Genomic DNA, 19,396 nt, shown 5'->3' on the forward strand with positions numbered 1-19,396 from the left:
TAAAAAATTATTTAAATTCCTAAAATCATTTTTGCTAATGCAAAATAAATAATGATACCAAAAATGTCATTAGCAGTAGTTATAAACGGTCCTGTTGCAATAGCAGGATCAATCTTGTTTTTGTGAAGAAAAAGCGGAACTAAGGTTCCTAATGTTGCAGCAAATAAAATAACTACAAGCATGGAAATGGAAATGGCAAGTCCTACTAAATATTGTTGATACATGGCAGAGTGATAACCTAGTAATAATAAAGAGATAATGCTACCTGAGATCATAGCTACCGAGACTTCTTTACTAAAATAAACACGGCTAAACTGTTTTAAAGATCCGTTAGCTAATCCTTGTACTACGATTGCCGAAGCTTGTACTCCAATGTTTCCAGCTGTTGCTGAAAGCAGAGGTACAAAAATGATTAAAGTCTCATATTTTTTAAATGCATCTTCATTACCCTTTAATACAATAGAAGCTATCAATTCAATCACCATTCCGATGAGCAACCATGGCAAGCGCGCCTTAGTTAATTCTAAAATGCTGTCATTGGTTTCTACGTCTTGTGTAATACCCGCCGCTAATTGGTAATCCTTCTCGGCTTCTTCTTTAATTACATCTACAATGTCGTCAATGGTAATACGTCCTACTAACCGACCCAATTCGTCCACTACAGGAATGGCTTCTAAGTCGTATTTTTGCATGATTCGCGCTACCTCAACATCTTTATCGTCTACTTTTACCCAGTTTAATTTTCGAATATAAACATCGCTAATATGAGTTTTGGTCGAAGTAGTTAATAAATCTTTTAACGAAAGTCTCCCTTTTAATCGGTTTTCGTCATCTACTACATAAATAGAATGTACTCTGGAAACATTTTCGGCCTGAATACGCATTTCTTTGACGCAGGTTAAAACATTCCAGTTTTCGTTGACTTTTACCAACTCTTTTCCCATCAAACCTCCGGCAGTATCTTCGTCATAACGCAATAAGTCCACGATGTCCTTGGCGTGTTCTACGTCTTGAAGCTCCGAGATTACTTCGGCTTTTAAGTCCTGAGAAAGTTCGGCAATAATGTCGGCAGCATCATTGGTGTCTAATTCGTCTAGCTCCTCGGCAATTTCCTTTGCCGAAAGACGGCTTAATATATTTTCACGCAAATCATCTTCTAATTCAAGAAGGATTTCTGCGGTTTGCTCGCTATCTAAAACCTTAAAAATATAAGTGGCTTCATCAAAATCAAGTTCGTCCAAAACCTCGGCAATATCAGCATGGTGCATGTCATTAAGTAAGGATTCTAGTTCCTTATCATTATTGGCTGCAATGTGTTGCTTTAATTCGAGTATTAAGTCTTTACTGATTTTAAATTCCATCGGCTTCTATTTTTTGAGTAAGTTCGATAAATTGTGCTACGTCTAATTGCTCGGGACGGAGGTCAAAGATACTATCTTCTCTCAAATTATCCGATAAATCCAGTGTTTTTAAACTGTTACGTAAAGTTTTGCGGCGTTGTTGAAAAGCAGTTTTTACTACCGTAAAGAATAGTTTTACACTACAAGGCAAGCTGTAATCTTCTTTTCTGCGCATGCGCATTACTCCTGATTTCACCTTTGGTGGCGGATTAAATACGTTTTCGTCAACCGTAAATAAATATTCGGTATCGTAAAAAGCTTGAGCTAAAACAGATAAAATACCATACGCCTTACTTCCTTTTTTCTCGCAAATTCTCTCGGCTACTTCTTTTTGAAACATACCTGAAAATTCGGGGATTTGGTCTCTAAACTCTAAAACTCTAAATACTATTTGAGTTGAAATATTGTATGGAAAATTTCCAATGATAGCAAATTGCTTGTTTTCGAAAACTTCGTTGATATTGTATTTTAAAAAATCTTTCGAGATAATTTTTCCATGCAATTTTGGATAATTGGCTTCCAAATAAGTTACTGATTCGGTGTCAATTTCAATTACATAGGTATTGATAGCTTTGTCCAACATGTATTTGGTCAAAACGCCCATTCCAGGTCCTATTTCTAATATATCATCATATCCTTCTAAACTCAAAGTGTCGGCAATGGCTTTGGCGATACTCTCGTCTTTTAAGAAATGTTGTCCAAGGTGTTTTTTGGCTTTTACTTTATCCATGTTGTTTGTTGTTTGCTACAAAGGCACTAAGGCGCTAAGTATTTTTATATTCCTTTTAGAATTTTCCTTGCAAATGCATTCTGAATACTCTATTTAGTGTTCTGAAATGACCTGCAATTCTGTTTTAAAAGTGAGCATTTTTTCGCCAAAAAGTTTTTGTCCTTCTGCTTGAAGTACCGCGTCGTCTTCTTGATAGAATTTTTCTAAAGTCGCTAAACTATCTGTTGTAAATTGTGCCGAATAGGTTACACCTCCCATTTCTTCTTCAACTAAAACACGAACTAATTTGGCATTGGTAAATTTACCAGTTGCCAGCATTTCAGGAATGTGTTTGTGTTGCATCCAAATCATCCATTGGTCATGAACGCTTTCGTGTATATTAGTGGTAACGTTGTATATGATCATCTTCTTTGTTTATTTGTTAAATCGTTAATTCGGTTAAACCAATAAACAGTTAACCGATTAAACTTTTTATAAATTTTTATCTCCTCTCAATTCTCTGAATTTTTTTCTGGCTTCCACAAAATAAATACTGTCTGGATGATTAAAAATAATCTTCTCGTACAGCGGTTTGGCTTTCTCGGGCTCGTTTAATTTTTTGCTATAGATTTCTGCCGAAAAAAATAATGCTTCATCAATGTAAATTCCATCGCTGTGATGATCTATTATCGATTGGTATTGGCTTAAAGCCAAATTATATTCGCCAATTTTCTCATAGACTTTCCCTAGTCGCAATTGGGTTACCGCTTCGATTTCTTGGTCTTTAAATGATTTTAAAACCAATTGAAATTGAGCAATGGCTTCCTGATCTCTATTTTGATACAACAGATAATCGCCTTTAGCAAATGCTTTTAGGGCAGTTTGTGTCGAATCGGCAACGGTATTGTCATTAATCAATAAAAAATATTCTAAGGCATCATTAGCAATTAACTGTGTATTTGCCGATTTCAGTTCCTTAAATTGTTTCAATGCCCAGACAAAATCACCTTTAAAATAGCTGGTTTTAGCTGCTTTTAAACTGGCTTCATGCGCTACAGCATCATTTTTTAAATCCATTTCAATTTGCGAATAATACAATAATGCCTGATTGAACTTTTCTTCAAAAAGCAAAATATCTGCCAATTCCATTTTGGCTTGAGCCACCTCGTAATTGTTTAGTCGCATTTCCAAAGCCTTTTTTATAATTTCCTTTCCTTGCTCTGGTTTTTTTAATTGAAATGATACAAAATGTGCCTGAATCAGCTGCAAAGATAAGCTAAAAGGACTTATTTCAAATTCCTTCAACAAAGCTTCAATTTCTTGATTGATGCTTGCAAAATCTTTTTCGGAAGCTTTCTTGATTTTTAAATCAATTAAATAGCTATGTGCCTGAATCAACAATCCTAAATCTTTAGTGTTTTCAATAACAAAATCTAAGATTTCCTTAGCAACGTCTTGGTTGTCTTCTTCAATGGTTAAGTTTGCCAAATTTAAAATAGTTGAAAGCGATTCGGGATTGCGTTTGTAAATGGCTTTTTCCTGAATGAATGCTTTCGAAAACTCTTTTTGTTGCACGTAAAACCAACTCAAATACCGGTTCCAAAATAAATCCTGACTTTTTTGAACCTTTAAAATCAAGGCTTTTCGCAAAGCATCGCTAAAAGTAGCATCGGCTTCATCGGTCATAAAACGCGACAATTGATTTTGAATCACAATCGAATTTTGAGGATTAGCATAGGCTTCATCCAGAAATGTAACAATCATTTTATCGAAATTGCCTAATTGTCCGTAAAGTAAACCTTGCTGGTAATTGAAATTAAAATTGGGTTGAATTTCAGTGGCTGTCTGATAGGCTTTTAAGGCATATTCTAATTGTACTTTCTTTTCAAAAGAATTCGCAATTCCGTAAACTTCATTAGGGTTTTTGCGAATGCGTTCGATTGCTTGCTCGTAATAGCTTTTGGCTTTAACATCGTTTTTTTGCAATTGGTAATTATAGCCTAATTCGACCAGAAGACTGCCTTGATTGTATTTAGTCAATCGGTTTTGGATTGCCTTTTCTGCAATATCAAATTGTTGTAATTGCTGGTAGCAATCTATTGTGCGTAGAAAATACTGCATGTTCTGAGGAACATTTTCTAACAATTCCTCGTAACTGATTTTTGCTTTTTCAAAATCTCCTTTGTCGTAATAATACTGTGCTAATTGCTCGTTTTGAGCAAAACAAATCAATGAAAAAAATAAGGCAATATGTAGAAATAGTTTTTTCATTATTCGATTTATTTCGAAAATATTTTACCGCAAATTCGCAAATTTTATTTTTATTAAACTTAAAAAATAATTTGCGAATTTGCGGTAAACAGAACTAAAATTAGTTGATAATATCAAATCCGCAATACGGACGCAAAACCTCAGGAATTACAATTCCTTCTGGAGTTTGGTAGTTTTCTATAATTCCTGCTAAAACTCTAGGCAAAGCCAATGAACTTCCGTTTAAGGTATGCGCTAATTGGTTTTTTCCGTCTTTGTCTTTGAAACGCAATTTTAGACGATTAGACTGAAAAGTTTCAAAGTTAGAAACAGAACTGATTTCTAACCAACGTTCTTGCGCTGTAGAATACACTTCAAAATCATAAGTCAAAGCGGAAGCAAATCCCATATCGCCACCACAAAGACGTAAAATTCGGTATGGTAATTTCAATTCGTTCAAAATATCTTTTACGTGTTCTACCATTCCATCTAAAGCTTCGTATGATTTTTCCGGATGTTCGATGCGTACAATTTCTACTTTATCAAATTGGTGCAAACGATTCAATCCACGTACATGTGCTCCGTAAGAACCTGCTTCACGACGGAAACAAGGCGTGTAAGCTGTAGTTAGAATCGGGAATTCACTTTCGTTCAAAATTACATCTCTGAACAAGTTGGTTACCGGAACTTCAGCCGTTGGAATTAAATATAAATTATCGGTAGCATCATGATACATTTGCCCTTCTTTGTCCGGCAATTGTCCTGTCCCGTAAGCGGAAGCTTCGTTTACAAAATGAGGCACCTGTACTTCATTATAACCGGCAGCAGTATTTTTGTCTAAAAAATAATTGATTAAGGCTCGTTGCAAGCGCGCTCCTTTTCCTTTGTAAACCGGAAATCCTGCACCTGTGATTTTATTTCCTAATTCAAAATCAATAATATCGTATTTTTTTACCAATTCCCAGTGCGGTTGTGCTCCTTCGTGTAAAACAGGTACTTCGCCTGCTTCAAAAACATTCAGGTTGTCATCTGCTGATTTTCCTTCGGGAACAATATCAGCCGGTAGGTTAGGTAAAGTGTATAATTTTTCAGTAAGTTCGGCAGCGATAGCATCAGCTGTTTCTGCTAGCTTTTTGCTTTTTTCTTTATTAGTAACCGTTTTTTCTTTTAAGATGGCAGCTTTGGCTTTTTCACCTGCTTTCATCATTTCCCCGATGTCTTTGGACAATTTATTAGATTCGGCTAAGATGTTGTCTAATTCTACTTGCGTAGCACGACGACGCTCATCAAGTTCTACCACTTCTTCCACAACTGTTCTGGCATCCATATTTCTTTTGGCCAAAGCTTGGATTACTTTTTCTTGATTCTCTCTAATAAATGCAATTTGTAACATAGTTGGATTTTTATAACTATAAAATTTCTAATAACGGTAGCAAATTTAAGGAAATGTTTGAGACTTCTAAGACAAAGTTTTGACGAAAAAACTATTTCTCAAAATCAGACCAGCCTTTCGCTGAGATTCGCCAAGTCTCACTTGGCTTTGTATGTATCCGGAGTATTAAAAAGCGTTAGCAGAATTAAATGGAATCCGGGATGCTAAACCTGAAATCACTTCCTTTTCCTGGCTCACTTTCCACCCATATAACACCGCCATGTTTTTCTATAAAATCTTTACACAACATCAATCCTAATCCTGTACCGGTTTCATCATTCGTTCCTACAGTTGTGTGCAGATGATCAACTGCAAACAAAGACGCCATTTTATCAGGAGCAATACCAATACCATTATCTCTGACCGAAAATACCAGCGTGTTATTTTCTTTTGTCATGGAAAGCACTACTTCTCCATTAGTTTCAGTAAATTTTATAGCATTGGAAATTAGGTTTCGAAAGATCGTTTCTAACATGTTTTTATCAGCAAAAAAATATTCCCGAGCTGTAATTTCAGAATGAATGGTTATGTTTTTATTCTTAGCAACATTCGCCAGCAGATGGATTGCTTTATCAACCACTGGACTGATTTCTATTCTTTGAGGATTAAATCCAAGACTTCCTGTTTGAGATTGTGCCCAGGTTAAAAGATTATCCAGCAACGAAGACACACTTTTGGAAGACTGATGAATTAACGTTATATATTCATTGGTTTCTTTATAATTAGTATGGGTCTCATCTTCTAATAATAATTCCGAAAGTCCAATAATCCCATTAAAGGGGCCTTTTAAATCATGCGCAATAATTGAAAAAAATCTGTTTTTATCCTCGAGTAATTTCTTAACCTGCAATTCTTTTTCTTCCTGAAGTAAAAGCAAATATCCTACTCCGCTTATAATCATCATCAGAAATATGATTAAAAATATAATCTGCTGTGCGGGATCAACAGAATAAAGGCTTGTTGAGGTTTTAAAAAAAGGATAAATGATTCTGAAAATCACTGCAATTAACAGAATAAAATAATTAAAACCCAGTATTTTTTTAAACATACTGCTTCTGGCTTCGGTTAAAAATCGCAAAGCAGGTATTATCAGCATTATAAAAATTACAAACGAAGCTAGAGCTACCCGAATATTAGCTGCCGCCTCACACCATACTGCCAAATAAAAAGCAGACAACATAACAGCAAAAAGTACGGCTTGTATCCGATAGGCTTTTTTAGAGCTATTTACCATCATAAGCATTGCTATAGATTCCAGATAATAACTTGCAAAAACTAAAGTATTGGGAATAACAATATTTACAGGATTGAATGTAACGGTGTCCGTTCTGAGAAAAAATGCTAACCAAGCAAAAGACTGAAAAATTTTAGAAAAACCAAATACCAATAAATGGGTTTTAGTATCCTTACTGCTGAGTGTGAATCGAAAAGTAAAAACAAGTGTTGCCAGAGCAAAATTTCCCCAAAACAACAATCCCATTACATTGCGGATGTCTAATGCAAATAATTTTAAAAATTGATTTAGAATCTCCATAACCAACTACATTTTTCTATAGGACTTATAACTAACAGGTATTACAAAAATATACTTATTTTGAAAGTATCCTAACAAATACTGCAATATTTGGAGACAGCGTCGAATTTAATCTATTACATTCTCTTGATTTCGCGACCTAAATAATCTTCTAAAAGTTCAAACATAGCATCCACTGAAAGTACCTGAGTGTCGGGATGGTTTAATAAAAATGCAGCATTAAGTTCCATAAGGTTTTCTTCCAGTTCGAAGAAAGTATCGGTGTTGAGTAAATCTCTTGTTGGATTTACGCCTTCAAGTTTTCCATTTAAGAATTTGTTGAGCTTTACGCTACTCATCAAGCGGACTTTTTTAGCTTGTTGTTGGAATAATTCCAAATGCTTTTCGGCACCAATTAACTGCAAGCCTTCTTCTATTAATTCGTTCAGTTCTTTATTCCAGCCCGATTTGTAAACAAATTGTGCAAAGTTGCCTTCGATATGTTGCGCTACATAATAATCCAGGTAATAACTCATTAAAGCATCTTCGTGAATGAATTCGTCGTCAATTTTTTCCTCACGCATCAGGTTGATAACCGAAATGTTAGAGTTGATAACGTCTTGAGGGTTTTCGCTATTGGCTGCGTTTTCTGAGATAATGATGCTTCCGAATTCCATTTTTGAGATTTTTTAAAGGAGTTTGTGAGCAAATTTCGTTTTTTTTGCCACGGATTTCACAGATTAGCACGGATTTTTTTTGGAATTGTATTAGCTAAAACATTTTTAACCGCAAATTACGCAGATTGTTTAAAGCTAAAATTTATTCAGCATTAGATTCGTCATTTTTCTTTTGCTGATTCATTTTGGTAACCAAAGCTTTCATTCGTGCTGCTTTTGCTGCTTTTTCTTCTTGTAGTTTAGCCTTTTTCCGATTCAATAATTTGGTATGTAAAGCCTTGTTTTTGGTGTTTTTTTCGGGTCCTTTGGGCATGATTTATTTTCTTTAAATCTGTTTTGCAAAGATAGGAAAGGAATGATTCAAACGGATTTAATTCGTTTCAATATAAAATAATGATTGTTCTTATTGGTTTTTTAACTTAAAAAATCTGCTTTTAAATTATGACATATTATTAAAAACTAATCTAGAGTTTAGAAAAAAAATGTATAAATGTATTGATTTGTTAGTGAAAAATATTACTTTTCAAACTCGAAAAATATTATATGCAGATTTTAAAACTTGTACATATCGATGGATTTATTGATGGGGGTAGTTCAAAACCTTTGTTAATTACTGCTGTTGACAATACCGGTAAAGCTAATCAATACGTGATGAAGCTTTTTAAAACAAATTATGTAGAACAAAATTATTCTGTTGCTAAAGAAATTTTAATTTGTGAACTTGCTAAGGAATTTAATTTACCTGTTCCTAATTATGCGCTAATAAACATTGAAAACGAATTGTTGTCAAAATATTTCGAGCCTGAGGAACTAGCTTTGTTAGATAAAAATTATAAATTTTGTAGTGAGTTTAATGGTCAATTTGTTATCTTTAATCCTCTAGTTTCATTGCAATTTATTAAATCATATGATATTGCAAATTTATTTGCTTTTGATAATGTAATAATTAATAGTGATAGAGGTGGGTTTAGAAATAAACCAAACTTACTAGTTAATGATGACGAAATTTTATTAATTGATCATGAACAAACATTACCTTTTATAAATAATTTATATAGTGATCCTAATTACTTTACTTATCTACAAAATTACCCATATCAACGCCATTTAGTTATTACTCATTTAAAGAGTATGAGATTAAAAAATGGTGTTTTTGATGAATTTTTAGAGATGTTAAAATATTTGAATATTGAAAAGTTTATTTATATTTTTGATCAATTAGATTCTTTAAACATCAACTATGGTGAAAGGGAAAAATATTTATCTTTTTTCGCTTGGGCAAAAGAGAAGAGAGAGTCTATTTATAAACATTTAAATAGTATAGTAAAATGAAAACAGATTTTTACAAATATTGCATTCTAAAATACAAACACTCTCCTTTTTTGGATGAGAGTTTGAATATTGGATTGTTGATATTTTATAGTAATACTGGTAAATTCTCATTTAATTATTCAAAAAATTTAAGTCGTATAAAATATATTTATGATAATGTTCCAGAAAGAACAATTAAAGAATATCTTAAACAAATTGAAAAAAGAATAAAAAGATTTTCCCTGAATGACGATGTATTTCATAAATTAGAAATTGATGACTTATCATCATTTGTTTCAAAATATCTATTACCTGTTGACGGTAGTGTTTTACAGTTTTCAAATTATAAGGATGATTTTCAGCTTGATTTCGAAAATGATTTTATTGAAAATGTTCTACAAAAAAAATTTTTAATTGATGATTTAAAACACCAAAGTAATCAGCCCAAGGAACCTGAACTTCTAAATAAATTTTATAAAAATCTAAAAGGATTAGATTTCAATATGATTAATAGAGGTAAGAAAAAATTCTATGTTGATTATACTATAAAAAACGAAACTGGTAATGAATTTAAATTTGATTATGGGTGGCAAAATGGAACTCTAAACCTCGTAAAAGCTATAAGTTTTGACCTTAAAGAATCGAAAAGTATTGCAGAAAAAGCATATAAAAATTTGGGACAATTTATTGATTTAGAAAATGAAGCTGAGAAAAATAATTTGCGATATGATTTAATAATTGGTAGACCTCAATCAAAATCTCTATTTAAAGAATATGACCATGCTCTTTCGTTATTAGAGAAAATCAAACATGCTAAATTAGTTGAAGAAAAAGAAATAGATTTATATTCATTAAAAGCTATAAAGGCTATTACTGAATAGTATACAATAATATTACAACTGTAAAAATAATTTGTTTTTGTTTCGTGAAAAATACATTCTTAAAGGGTGGTCTATAGCGAATTAAGAAGTCTATAACTGTTTCAGATATTGTATTTGATTATTATAGTTAAGTTGGGATGAAACATTTTTACAAACTCGGATTTCTTAGCCCCGATAGAAGTGAAAAAAAAAAATTATTTTTTTTCTTAAATAAAAGGAAGGGCATCTTCACCTATCTTTAATATTTATAGTAGAGTTCGAAGATTCAACGAAGTTAAATTGCTCCAAATAAAATTGGATTCCTTATTTTTGCAGCCAATTTATTTGAATCATGATACAGAATCCAGAAAGATATACCATTACGGCGGCTTTGCCTTATACGAACGGACCCATACATATTGGGCATTTGGCGGGAGTTTATGTTCCTGCGGACATTTATTCGCGTTATTTGCGTTTGCAAGGAAGAGATGTTTTGTTTATTTGCGGAAGCGACGAACACGGCGTTGCCATTTCGATGAAAGCTAAAAAAGAGGGGATTACACCTCAGGAAGTAATCGATAAATACGATGGTATTATCCGCAAATCGTTCTCTGATTTTGGAATTGCATTTGATAATTATTCTCGAACTTCGGCTCAAATTCATCATGATACAGCTCAGGAATTTTTTAAGAAATTATATGATAACGGTGATTTTATTGAAGAAGTAACTGAACAATTATACGATGCAAAAGCGGATCAATTTCTGGCAGATCGTTTTGTGATGGGAACTTGTCCAAAATGCGGCAACGAAGAAGCGTATGGTGACCAATGTGAAAAATGTGGCTCGACATTAAATGCTACCGATTTGATTAATCCAAAATCGACTATTACGGGAGAAACTCCTATCATGAAATCTACGAAACACTGGTTTTTGCCATTGGACAGATACGATGCTTTCCTGAGAGAATGGATTCTGGAAGGACATAAAAACGACTGGAAACACAATGTTTACGGACAGGTAAAATCCTGGATCGACGGTGGATTAGAGCCTCGTGCGGTAACTCGTGATTTGGATTGGGGAATTGATGTTCCGGTGGAAGGTGCTGAAGGAAAAAAATTATACGTTTGGTTTGATGCACCTATTGGGTACATTTCGTCCACCAAAGAATGGGCTGCGAAAGAAGGAAAAGATTGGACGCCATACTGGAAAGACGAAAAAACGAAATTGGTTCACTTCATCGGGAAAGATAATATTGTTTTCCATTGTGTAATTTTCCCGGCAATGTTAAAAGCCGAGGGAAGTTATATTTTACCAGACAATGTTCCTGCCAATGAGTTCCTGAACTTGGAAGGAAATAAATTATCGACTTCTAAAAACTGGGCGGTTTGGTTGCACGAATATTTGGAAGAATTTCCAAATCAGCAAGATGTGTTGCGCTATGCATTGACATCCAACGCGCCGGAAACTAAAGACAATGACTTTACCTGGAAAGACTTCCAAGCAAGAAACAATAATGAATTAGTAGCGATTTTTGGAAATTTCATCAATCGTGTGGTGGTGTTAACCAATAAATATTATAACGGTGTTGTTCCTGCTCCAAATGAATTTTCGGAAGTAGATGAACAAACATTAGCCGAATTAAAAGCCTATCCAGCGGTGATTTCGAGTTCTATTGAAAGATACCGTTTTAGAGAAGCTTTGGGCGAAATGATGAATGCGGCTCGTTTAGGAAATAAATATTTAGCTGACGAAGAGCCTTGGAAAGTAATTAAAGACAATCCGGAACGCGTGCAAACACAGATGTATGTGGCTTTGCAAATTGCTGCTGCTTTAAGTTCACTTTGCGAACCTTTCCTGCCGTTTACAGCAACAAAATTATCCAGAATCTTAAATATAGAATCTAAAGTAAGCTGGAATACTATTACTGAAACTTCAGACTTATTAGCAGCCGGACACCAAATTGGTGCTGCCGAATTGCTTTTTGCTAAAATTGAAGATGAAGAAATTCAAAAACAAATAGACAAACTGGAAGCAACTAAAACGGCGAACCTTGCCGAAAACAAGAAAGCGGAACCTCAGAAAGACTTGATTCAGTTTGAGGATTTTGCTAAAATGGATTTGCGTGTAGGAACGATTTTAGAAGCAGAGAAAATGCCAAAAGCCAATAAATTATTGGTATTAAAAGTAGATACTGGAATTGACGTTCGTACGATTGTTTCGGGAATTGCCGAGAGCTTTAAACCAGAAGATATCATTGGAAAACGAGTAACTGTTTTAGTCAACCTGGCTCCAAGAGCATTACGAGGTGTCGAAAGTCAGGGAATGATTCTGATGACTAATAATGCCGAAGGAAAATTAGTTTTTGTAAATCCAGATACTGATGGTGTTGGGAATGGAGAAACGATAAATTAGTTTTCTTAGCATCAAGATTCTTTGAAATTTTATTTAAGATAGTTTGATTATAAAACCAGTATTATTGAATGCTGGTTTTTTTTGTGTTACTGTTAAAAAAATATTGATAAAAAATGCATGAATATTATAAATTGTATTATATTTCGCTCGTAATTTTTGTACCATGAAAAACCTATTATTTAGCTTTATTTTACTGATGAGTTTGTCTATTAAAGCTCAAAAGGAAGTTGCCTCTTTTCCTGTTTCGTATTCAAGTGATTTCTTCAGCGACAAGGAATCTATTGCAATTTCAAATAATAAAACTAAAGAGTTAGTTTTATTGATTGAAGATAAAGACAAAACCATTTTAATATTACTAGATGAACAATTTAAACAAATAGGGACATTAGCTGGTGAAAAATTAGATCGAAAATTTAAAACATTCATTGGTTACTCTATTCAAGGTGATACTTATTGTGTTTTTTTTAAAAATAATACCGATAAAAAATTTGGATACATAGAGTTTAATTTTAAATCTGGAACTGTAACACAATTGCTTTTAGATTTTAAACTTGAAGATGAGAAATACGTAGAAGCAATTACCCATAATGATGTTTTTTATTTAATGACTTCCGAGAAAAAAACAGATTACGTTAACTTCTATGAATTTACTAGAGGTAAACAATTATTAAAGCATGCGGTTGATTTTAGTACAGTTTCATATAATTATTTTTCTGGAGATGTTGTTATTAATGATACTCCCTATAAATTATTGACTTCAAATGTTTGGGGTAGTAATGGTTCACTTACAAAAATTGATCTCAACAGTCCTAGCGCTATCGAATCTACTTCAAAAAAAGTAAAATTATATCAAATTAATGACGAACTCATTTTTAGTTTTGATAATCAAAATGATAAAACAACAGTTGTAAGTGTTAATACGACCGATTTTTCAAAAAAAGATATTGTTTTTGAAAAACCTAAATTAGATTTACCTTATAGTTCCGCATCACATAATTCATTATACAATAATGGTGTTTTGTATCAAGCAGTATGTTCATCAAAAGAGATGAAATTAACGGCAAAAAACTTTAATGACAACATATTAATTAAAGAACTATATATTTCGGATGCTAATGATAGCATTCCTTTTAAAAATGGGTCTATTATTCAAGAAAATAGTTCAATATGGTTTAAAGACAATAAAAGAGTTAGAGAACTAGAAAAATCATCAAAATTCTTAAGAAAAGTGAGTAACGGAAGACTCGGTATTGTTGCTTTTGTTAATAATAATATTCAACAAATTACAGTAGGCGGATGTGTTGAGCAAACTAGAGGAGGAGGTTTTGGTATGATGCCTATGGGCGGTATACCAATAGGTGGGTTTGCTATGGGTGGCGGGATGTTTTTTGCGGCTTCATTTAACCCGTTTATGGGGGCATATAATAGTTATTCTTATACAAAATCTACGCGTATAGATTGCTTGTTTGATGATAATTTCAATCATATAGAAGGTGTGGCTAAAAAAAATATTTTTGACAAAATTCATGAACAAGAAGAATTCATAGAAAAGGAAAAAAAACTGGAATGGGGATTAAATCTTAAAAACATTTACAGACATAATAACAAATTTTATCTATCATATCTTAATGATTTAGATAAAAAGTATAACATTATTGAATTTGAAAATTAATATTATTTGCATTTAATTCTATAAAATAAAAAATTTAATTAAGAATATGTATTTGCTATACTTTTTATTGTATCAATTGCTATTTTTGGCAAATGACAAATGCAAAACCTAAATTAGCTTTAGCGCTTGGATTACTTTGTATTTCGATATTTCCAATTTTGGTACGATTGCATTTTACCAATGGATTGATTTCGGCATTCTATCGCATGTTCATTGCGGCAGTTTTGTTGTTACCTTATATTATTGTTACTAAGAAATTTAAACTCCTCCAAACAAATCTTCTTATACTTGCCATAATTAGTGGTGTTGTTTTTGCCACAGATATCGCTATTTGGAATATTGCCATTCAAAAATCTAGTGCTACGCAAGCTACTTTATTGGCTAATCTCTCGCCGGTTTGGGTGGGAATAGGCTCATTTGTGTTTTTGAAAAATAGACCTAGTTCGAACTTTTGGATGGGTACAGCAATAGCGCTTTTTGGAATGTTGACCTTAGTGGGTTTTGATACTTTTAGCCAACTTAATTTTGATCTAGCCTTTGTTTTAGCCTTACTTTCTGGAATGTTGTACGCCACTTATATTCTCATCAGCAAAAATATCTTATCCCAAGTGGATGTACTGAGTTTTATGAGTATTGTTTTGTTGTCCTCTAGCTTGTTTCTTGGAATTGTTTGTTGGGCCACAGGAGAAACGTTTAGTGGCTTTTCTAATACTGCTTGGTTAGTTCTATTTGTCCAAGGTGGTGTTTGTCAATTGACTGCTTGGTTGCTTATTAGTTATGCTACTCAACATTTACGAGTCACAAGAGTTTCGCTGAGTTTGTTGGGACAAGCAGTACTGGCTACTTTTTTAGCTTGGTTATTTTTAGATGAAAATATAAATTGGCATATGATTATTGGCGGTATTTTTCTACTTTTAGGAATACGAATCACTTTTTACAACCAAACCCTTTGGTTTAAAAATTAAAACAAATTATATGCCTTTTAAAGTTATTGCTTTCGATGCCGACGATACCTTATTTGTTAACGAAACTTATTTTCTGGAAACAGAAGAAAAATTTTGTGAATTAATGAGCGATTACCTATCACACAAAAGTATTTCTCAGGAACTTTTCCAAATTGAAATAAAAAATCTGGCCATCTATGGTTACGGAATTAAAGCCTATATTCTTTCGATGATTGAAGCGGCTATGAGCATTTCGAACAATACGATTCCGGTTGAGGTTGTTGGCAAAATTATTCAATACGGAAAAGAATTATTAGACAAACCAATTGTTCTTTTAGACGGAGTCGAAGAAACATTGGAAGCTTTGTATGGAAAATACAAATTAGTGGTTGCCACAAAAGGCGATTTGCTAGACCAAAGACGTAAATTGCATAATTCAGGTTTGGGTAAATATTTTCATCATATCGAAGTCATGTCTGACAAGCAGGAACAAGATTATCTGGATTTGATTAAGCGTCTGGAAATCAAACCAACCGAATTTTACATGATTGGAAATTCCCTAAAATCAGATGTTTTGCCTGTCTTAGCTATTGGTGGACATGCAGCACATGTTCCGTTTCACACTACCTGGGCACATGAGAAAATTGATCATGAAGTGAAACATGTAAACTTTCGTTCTTTTGAAAAAATTAGAGAGATTCTAGACTTTTTAGATTAAATACTAATTGCTATAGTTCGTTAAATAAAAATCAAAATGCTTTTCAAACAAAGGATTTTATGCGATTTTTACTAACTTTACTCGAAGTCTAACCAATAAAAACTCGATTTATGTTAAAAAAAAATATAGAAACTGCATTAAACAAACAAATTCGAATTGAAGCGGAGTCTTCTCAAACCTATTTAGCAATGGCTTGTTGGGCTGAAGTCAACGGTTTAGAAGGGATTTCGCAATTTATGTATGCACAGTCTGATGAGGAGCGTGCTCACATGCTTAAATTAATTTGTTACGTAAACGAACGTGGCGGACACGCACAAATAACCGATTTGAAAGCTCCTAAAACAAGCTACACTACTTTCAAAGAAATGTTTGAAGCATTATATGAGCACGAAGTTTTTGTTTCTGATTCGATTAACGAATTGGTTCATATTACTTTTTCAGAGAAAGATTATGCAACACACAATTTTTTACAATGGTATGTGTCTGAACAAATAGAAGAAGAAGCTACCGCTAAAACAATTTTAGACAAAATTAACCTTATTGGTGATGATAAAGGAGGTTTGTATTTGTTTGATCGCGATATTCAACAATTAACAGTAACAAGTTCTGTTGCTATTAATCCAAAATAAAAAAGTTAAAGTTTATTTAGAATACATAAAAATAACATTTTTTCATTTATATTTGCCTCAGTTTTAAACTACTGGCAAGATGGGCAAGAAAGAAAAAGAAAAAGACAGGAAAAAGAAGAAGAAAGACAAAAAGAAAAACGAAGCTCTAGTTGTCATCAAGAAAGTAGAAAGTTGTAAATCTTCTTGTTGTGAAAAATTCAAAAAATCCGAAAGCAAGCGTTGCAAACGTTGCCCAATGTACGATTTGATTCAAAAAGTAGCCTAAATAAAATACAATGCCCTTCTATTGAGAGGGCATTGTTTTATAAAATAGTTATTATTTTAAAAATAGAAGGTTTATGAATTTTTAAAGAGCATTCAAAACCGAAATAATATCATCTCCATAATTTTCAGTTCTGGTTTTTCCAAAACTTTTTATGAGTTTTAATTCTTCTAAAGTTTCTGGCTTTGCTTTAGAGATAGAGACCAAATGAGAATTGTGACAAATTTTAAAGGCAGACCAGCCTAGTTTTTCTGATAAATCGCTTCTCCATTTTTTTAAAGCTGAATAAATTTTCTTTTCTTCCAAAGTTAATTCATCAAAATTGTCAGTGGATTTCTTTTCTTTTTTAGATTCATAAAAAACAACGGCTGACCAAAAATTTGCAGTCTCAGTAGTTATAAAATTTGCAGAAGTAAGTTTAACTTCAACCGAGTCAAGAAATCTATTCATTAGATTTTGGTCTTCTTCACAAAATTCTTTATTAAGGCGAATATTAAAAACTTTGATATTCATTAGAAACGATTAAATGTTAAACTATTTCCCTAAAAGTAATATCTCTGTAACCGCCACTTCGGTAACATATCGTTTTTCGCCGTTTTTATCTTCGTAAGTGCGGTGTGTCAATTTGCCTTCAATGGCGATTTCTTTTCCTTTCGTGACATATTTTTCGATAATATCGGCAGTTTTGCCCCAGGCTACTAAACGGTGCCATTGGGTTTCTTCTACTTTTTCACCTTTGTCATTTTTGTAACTTTCGTTGGTAGCTAAGGTAAAGTTGGCTAACTTTTTTCCTCCGTCAAAATTTTTGATTTCTGGCTCATTTCCTAAATGACCAATCAATTGTACTTTGTTTCTTAATGCATTCATGGCGTATAAAATTTAATCGTTACTATCTGAACTCGTTTCAGATTTTTTGGCTAATACTATCGAAAGTTGTTTGTTTCATTTCGATGGTACAAAGTTGCAACTACCGCCATGATTTATTCGGTTAATAGTTACTTACTTTCGGTTGTAAATATTTGTAAGCGTTTGTAAACGGATATTTTTTTTGTATCTTGCAGTAAATCAATTATTTTATGCAAGCAGAAATCAATAAAGTCGAACTACGAAATCTGAAAATTCAAGATTATAAAGAATTAAAAAATTCAATGATCGAATCCTATCCTGAAATGATAGACGATTATTGGAAAGAATCAGATATTAAAAAATTACTTAAAATATTTCCCGAAGGGCAATTGGTTATATTGGTCGATGATATTGTGGTAGGTGCCGCATTGTCGCTCATTGTTAATGAAGATTTGGTTGAAAAGAACCATGATTATGCTAAAATCACGGGAAATTATACCTTTTCTACACATACATCTAAGGGGGAAGTATTGTATGGAATTGATGTTTTTGTGGTGCCTAAATACCGTGGATTGCGTCTAGGACGTCGTTTGTATGATGCAAGGAAAGAAATTTGCGAACAGTTGAATTTAAAATCCATTGTGTTTGCAGGAAGAATTCCTAATTATGCGCAATATGCTAATGAACTTACTCCTAAAAGTTATATTGATAAAGTAAAAAGAAAAGAACTTCACGATCCGGTATTGTCTTTTCAATTGAGCAATGAGTTTCACGTGATGCGTGTCATGAGAAATTATCTGGAAGGCGATAGAAAGTCTAAGGAATTTGCCGTTTTGTTAGAGTGGAATAATATTTACTATGACGAAAGTCCGCAAATTATCAATACAACTAAAAGTGTCATTCGATTAGGGTTGATTCAATGGCAAATGCGTTCGTTGAACAATTTAGAAGCCTTATTTGAACAATCAGAGTTTTTTATTGACGCTGTATCGGGATATGGAAGTGATTTTGCTGTTTTTCCAGAGTTGTTCATTGCTCCATTAATGGCAGATTACAATCATTTGTCCGAGGCTGATGCTATTAGAGAACTGGCTAAATATTCGGAACCTATTCGAAAAAGATTTCAAGAATTAGCCATTTCCTACAATATCAACATCATTACCGGAAGTATGCCAACTTTAGTTGATGGTGTGCTTCATAATAGTGGTTTTTTATGCAGAAGAGATGGAACGTATGAGACTTATACCAAAATACATATTACGCCTAACGAAGTATTTCATTGGGGGATTACTGGAGGGAATCACATCCAAACTTTTGATACCGATTGTGGGAAAATTGGAGTTATTATTTGTTATGATGTTGAATTTCCAGAACTTTCTCGCTTAATGGCCGATGAAGGTATGGATATCTTGTTTGTTCCTTTCTTGACCGATACGCAAAATGCCTATACTCGAGTAAAACATTGTGCACAAGCCAGAGCTATTGAAAACGAATGTTATGTTGCTATTGCAGGTTGTGTGGGTAATTTACCCAAAGTGAATAATATGGATATTCAATATGCGCAATCGGCTGTTTTTACACCATCTGATTTTGCTTTTCCAAGCAATGGTATTAAAGCGGAAACGACTCCAAATACTGAAATGACCTTAATTGTTGATGTCGATCTAGATTTATTAAAAGAATTACACGAACACGGAAGTGTGAAGATTTTAAAAGACCGACGTGATGATTTGTATAAAATTAAGAAATTAAAAAGCTAA

At 33.1% G+C, this 19,396-nt stretch carries 19 protein-coding genes; 9 read left to right on the top strand and 10 right to left on the bottom strand.

The annotated features are described in order from the left end of the window. Positions 1-11: 11 nt before the first annotated feature. From mgtE to AC4FRF_RS04240, 8 genes are all read right to left on the bottom strand, one after another. Positions 12-1,361 (bottom strand): magnesium transporter, encoded by a 1,350-nt coding sequence (gene mgtE, locus AC4FRF_RS04205; RefSeq protein WP_491158212.1) that lies wholly within the window; start codon positions 1,359-1,361, stop codon positions 12-14. Beyond that, complete coding sequence (rsmA, locus tag AC4FRF_RS04210; protein WP_491158213.1) at positions 1,351-2,130, bottom strand: 16S rRNA (adenine(1518)-N(6)/adenine(1519)-N(6))-dimethyltransferase RsmA; 780 nt, start codon at positions 2,128-2,130, stop codon at positions 1,351-1,353. Before rsmA ends, mgtE begins: the two co-directional genes overlap by 11 nt. Positions 2,131-2,223: 93 nt before the next feature. Next, on the bottom strand, positions 2,224-2,535 hold the full coding sequence (locus tag AC4FRF_RS04215) for a DUF4286 family protein (protein ID WP_491158214.1): 312 nt from the start codon (positions 2,533-2,535) through the stop codon (positions 2,224-2,226). Between the two features lie 66 nt (positions 2,536-2,601). Then, on the bottom strand, positions 2,602-4,380 hold the full coding sequence (locus AC4FRF_RS04220) for a tetratricopeptide repeat protein (RefSeq protein WP_491158215.1): 1,779 nt from the start codon (positions 4,378-4,380) through the stop codon (positions 2,602-2,604). 100 nt (positions 4,381-4,480) lie between these two features. Further along, positions 4,481-5,752 carry a serine--tRNA ligase gene (gene serS, locus AC4FRF_RS04225; protein ID WP_491158216.1) on the bottom strand — a complete coding sequence of 424 codons (1,272 nt, stop codon included), beginning with the start codon at positions 5,750-5,752 and terminating at the stop codon, positions 4,481-4,483. Positions 5,753-5,936: 184 nt separating this feature from the next. Then, positions 5,937-7,325, bottom strand: coding sequence for a sensor histidine kinase (locus AC4FRF_RS04230; RefSeq protein WP_491158217.1), 1,389 nt, complete (start codon positions 7,323-7,325; stop codon positions 5,937-5,939). 116 nt (positions 7,326-7,441) lie between these two features. After that, positions 7,442-7,981 carry a DMP19 family protein gene (locus tag AC4FRF_RS04235; RefSeq protein ID WP_491158218.1) on the bottom strand — a complete coding sequence of 180 codons (540 nt, stop codon included), beginning with the start codon at positions 7,979-7,981 and terminating at the stop codon, positions 7,442-7,444. 142 nt (positions 7,982-8,123) lie between these two features. Next, positions 8,124-8,294, bottom strand: a complete 171-nt coding sequence (locus AC4FRF_RS04240) for a hypothetical protein (RefSeq protein WP_491158219.1) — start codon at positions 8,292-8,294, stop codon at positions 8,124-8,126. 230 nt (positions 8,295-8,524) lie between these two features. Here AC4FRF_RS04240 and AC4FRF_RS04245 point away from each other — a divergent pair, with 230 nt between their 5' ends. The 8 genes from AC4FRF_RS04245 (at position 8,525) to AC4FRF_RS04280 (ending at position 16,793) form a co-directional block, all read left to right on the top strand. After that, positions 8,525-9,313 (top strand): HipA family kinase, encoded by a 789-nt coding sequence (locus AC4FRF_RS04245; protein ID WP_491158220.1) that lies wholly within the window; start codon positions 8,525-8,527, stop codon positions 9,311-9,313. Next, complete coding sequence (locus AC4FRF_RS04250) at positions 9,310-10,173, top strand: DUF3037 domain-containing protein (RefSeq protein WP_491158221.1); 864 nt, start codon at positions 9,310-9,312, stop codon at positions 10,171-10,173. Before AC4FRF_RS04245 ends, AC4FRF_RS04250 begins: the two co-directional genes overlap by 4 nt. Positions 10,174-10,504: 331 nt before the next feature. Continuing rightward, a complete protein-coding gene (metG, locus tag AC4FRF_RS04255; protein WP_491158222.1) occupies positions 10,505-12,565 on the top strand; it encodes a methionine--tRNA ligase in 2,061 nt (686 codons plus the stop codon). A gap of 163 nt (positions 12,566-12,728) precedes the next feature. Next, positions 12,729-14,237, top strand: coding sequence for a hypothetical protein (locus tag AC4FRF_RS04260; RefSeq protein WP_491158223.1), 1,509 nt, complete (start codon positions 12,729-12,731; stop codon positions 14,235-14,237). A gap of 92 nt (positions 14,238-14,329) precedes the next feature. Next, entirely contained in the window at positions 14,330-15,202 is an 873-nt protein-coding gene (locus AC4FRF_RS04265) for a DMT family transporter (protein WP_491158224.1), read from the top strand. Between the two features lie 10 nt (positions 15,203-15,212). Continuing rightward, positions 15,213-15,899, top strand: coding sequence for an HAD family hydrolase (locus AC4FRF_RS04270; RefSeq protein WP_491158225.1), 687 nt, complete (start codon positions 15,213-15,215; stop codon positions 15,897-15,899). A gap of 110 nt (positions 15,900-16,009) precedes the next feature. Next, positions 16,010-16,528 (top strand): ferritin, encoded by a 519-nt coding sequence (locus tag AC4FRF_RS04275; protein WP_491158226.1) that lies wholly within the window; start codon positions 16,010-16,012, stop codon positions 16,526-16,528. 79 nt (positions 16,529-16,607) lie between these two features. Beyond that, complete coding sequence (locus tag AC4FRF_RS04280; RefSeq protein WP_491158227.1) at positions 16,608-16,793, top strand: hypothetical protein; 186 nt, start codon at positions 16,608-16,610, stop codon at positions 16,791-16,793. A gap of 81 nt (positions 16,794-16,874) precedes the next feature. Here the strand turns inward: AC4FRF_RS04280 and AC4FRF_RS04285 are convergent, their stop codons facing one another. Both AC4FRF_RS04285 and AC4FRF_RS04290 read right to left on the bottom strand, forming a co-directional pair. Further along, positions 16,875-17,240 carry an HRDC domain-containing protein gene (locus AC4FRF_RS04285; protein WP_491158228.1) on the bottom strand — a complete coding sequence of 122 codons (366 nt, stop codon included), beginning with the start codon at positions 17,238-17,240 and terminating at the stop codon, positions 16,875-16,877. Between the two features lie 84 nt (positions 17,241-17,324). Next, positions 17,325-17,657 carry a single-stranded DNA-binding protein gene (locus AC4FRF_RS04290; protein ID WP_491158229.1) on the bottom strand — a complete coding sequence of 111 codons (333 nt, stop codon included), beginning with the start codon at positions 17,655-17,657 and terminating at the stop codon, positions 17,325-17,327. 209 nt (positions 17,658-17,866) lie between these two features. Between AC4FRF_RS04290 and AC4FRF_RS04295 the strand changes: the two genes are divergently transcribed. Continuing rightward, on the top strand, positions 17,867-19,396 hold the full coding sequence (locus tag AC4FRF_RS04295; RefSeq protein WP_491158230.1) for a carbon-nitrogen hydrolase family protein: 1,530 nt from the start codon (positions 17,867-17,869) through the stop codon (positions 19,394-19,396).

The organism is Flavobacterium sp. ST-158, from assembly GCF_058309975.1.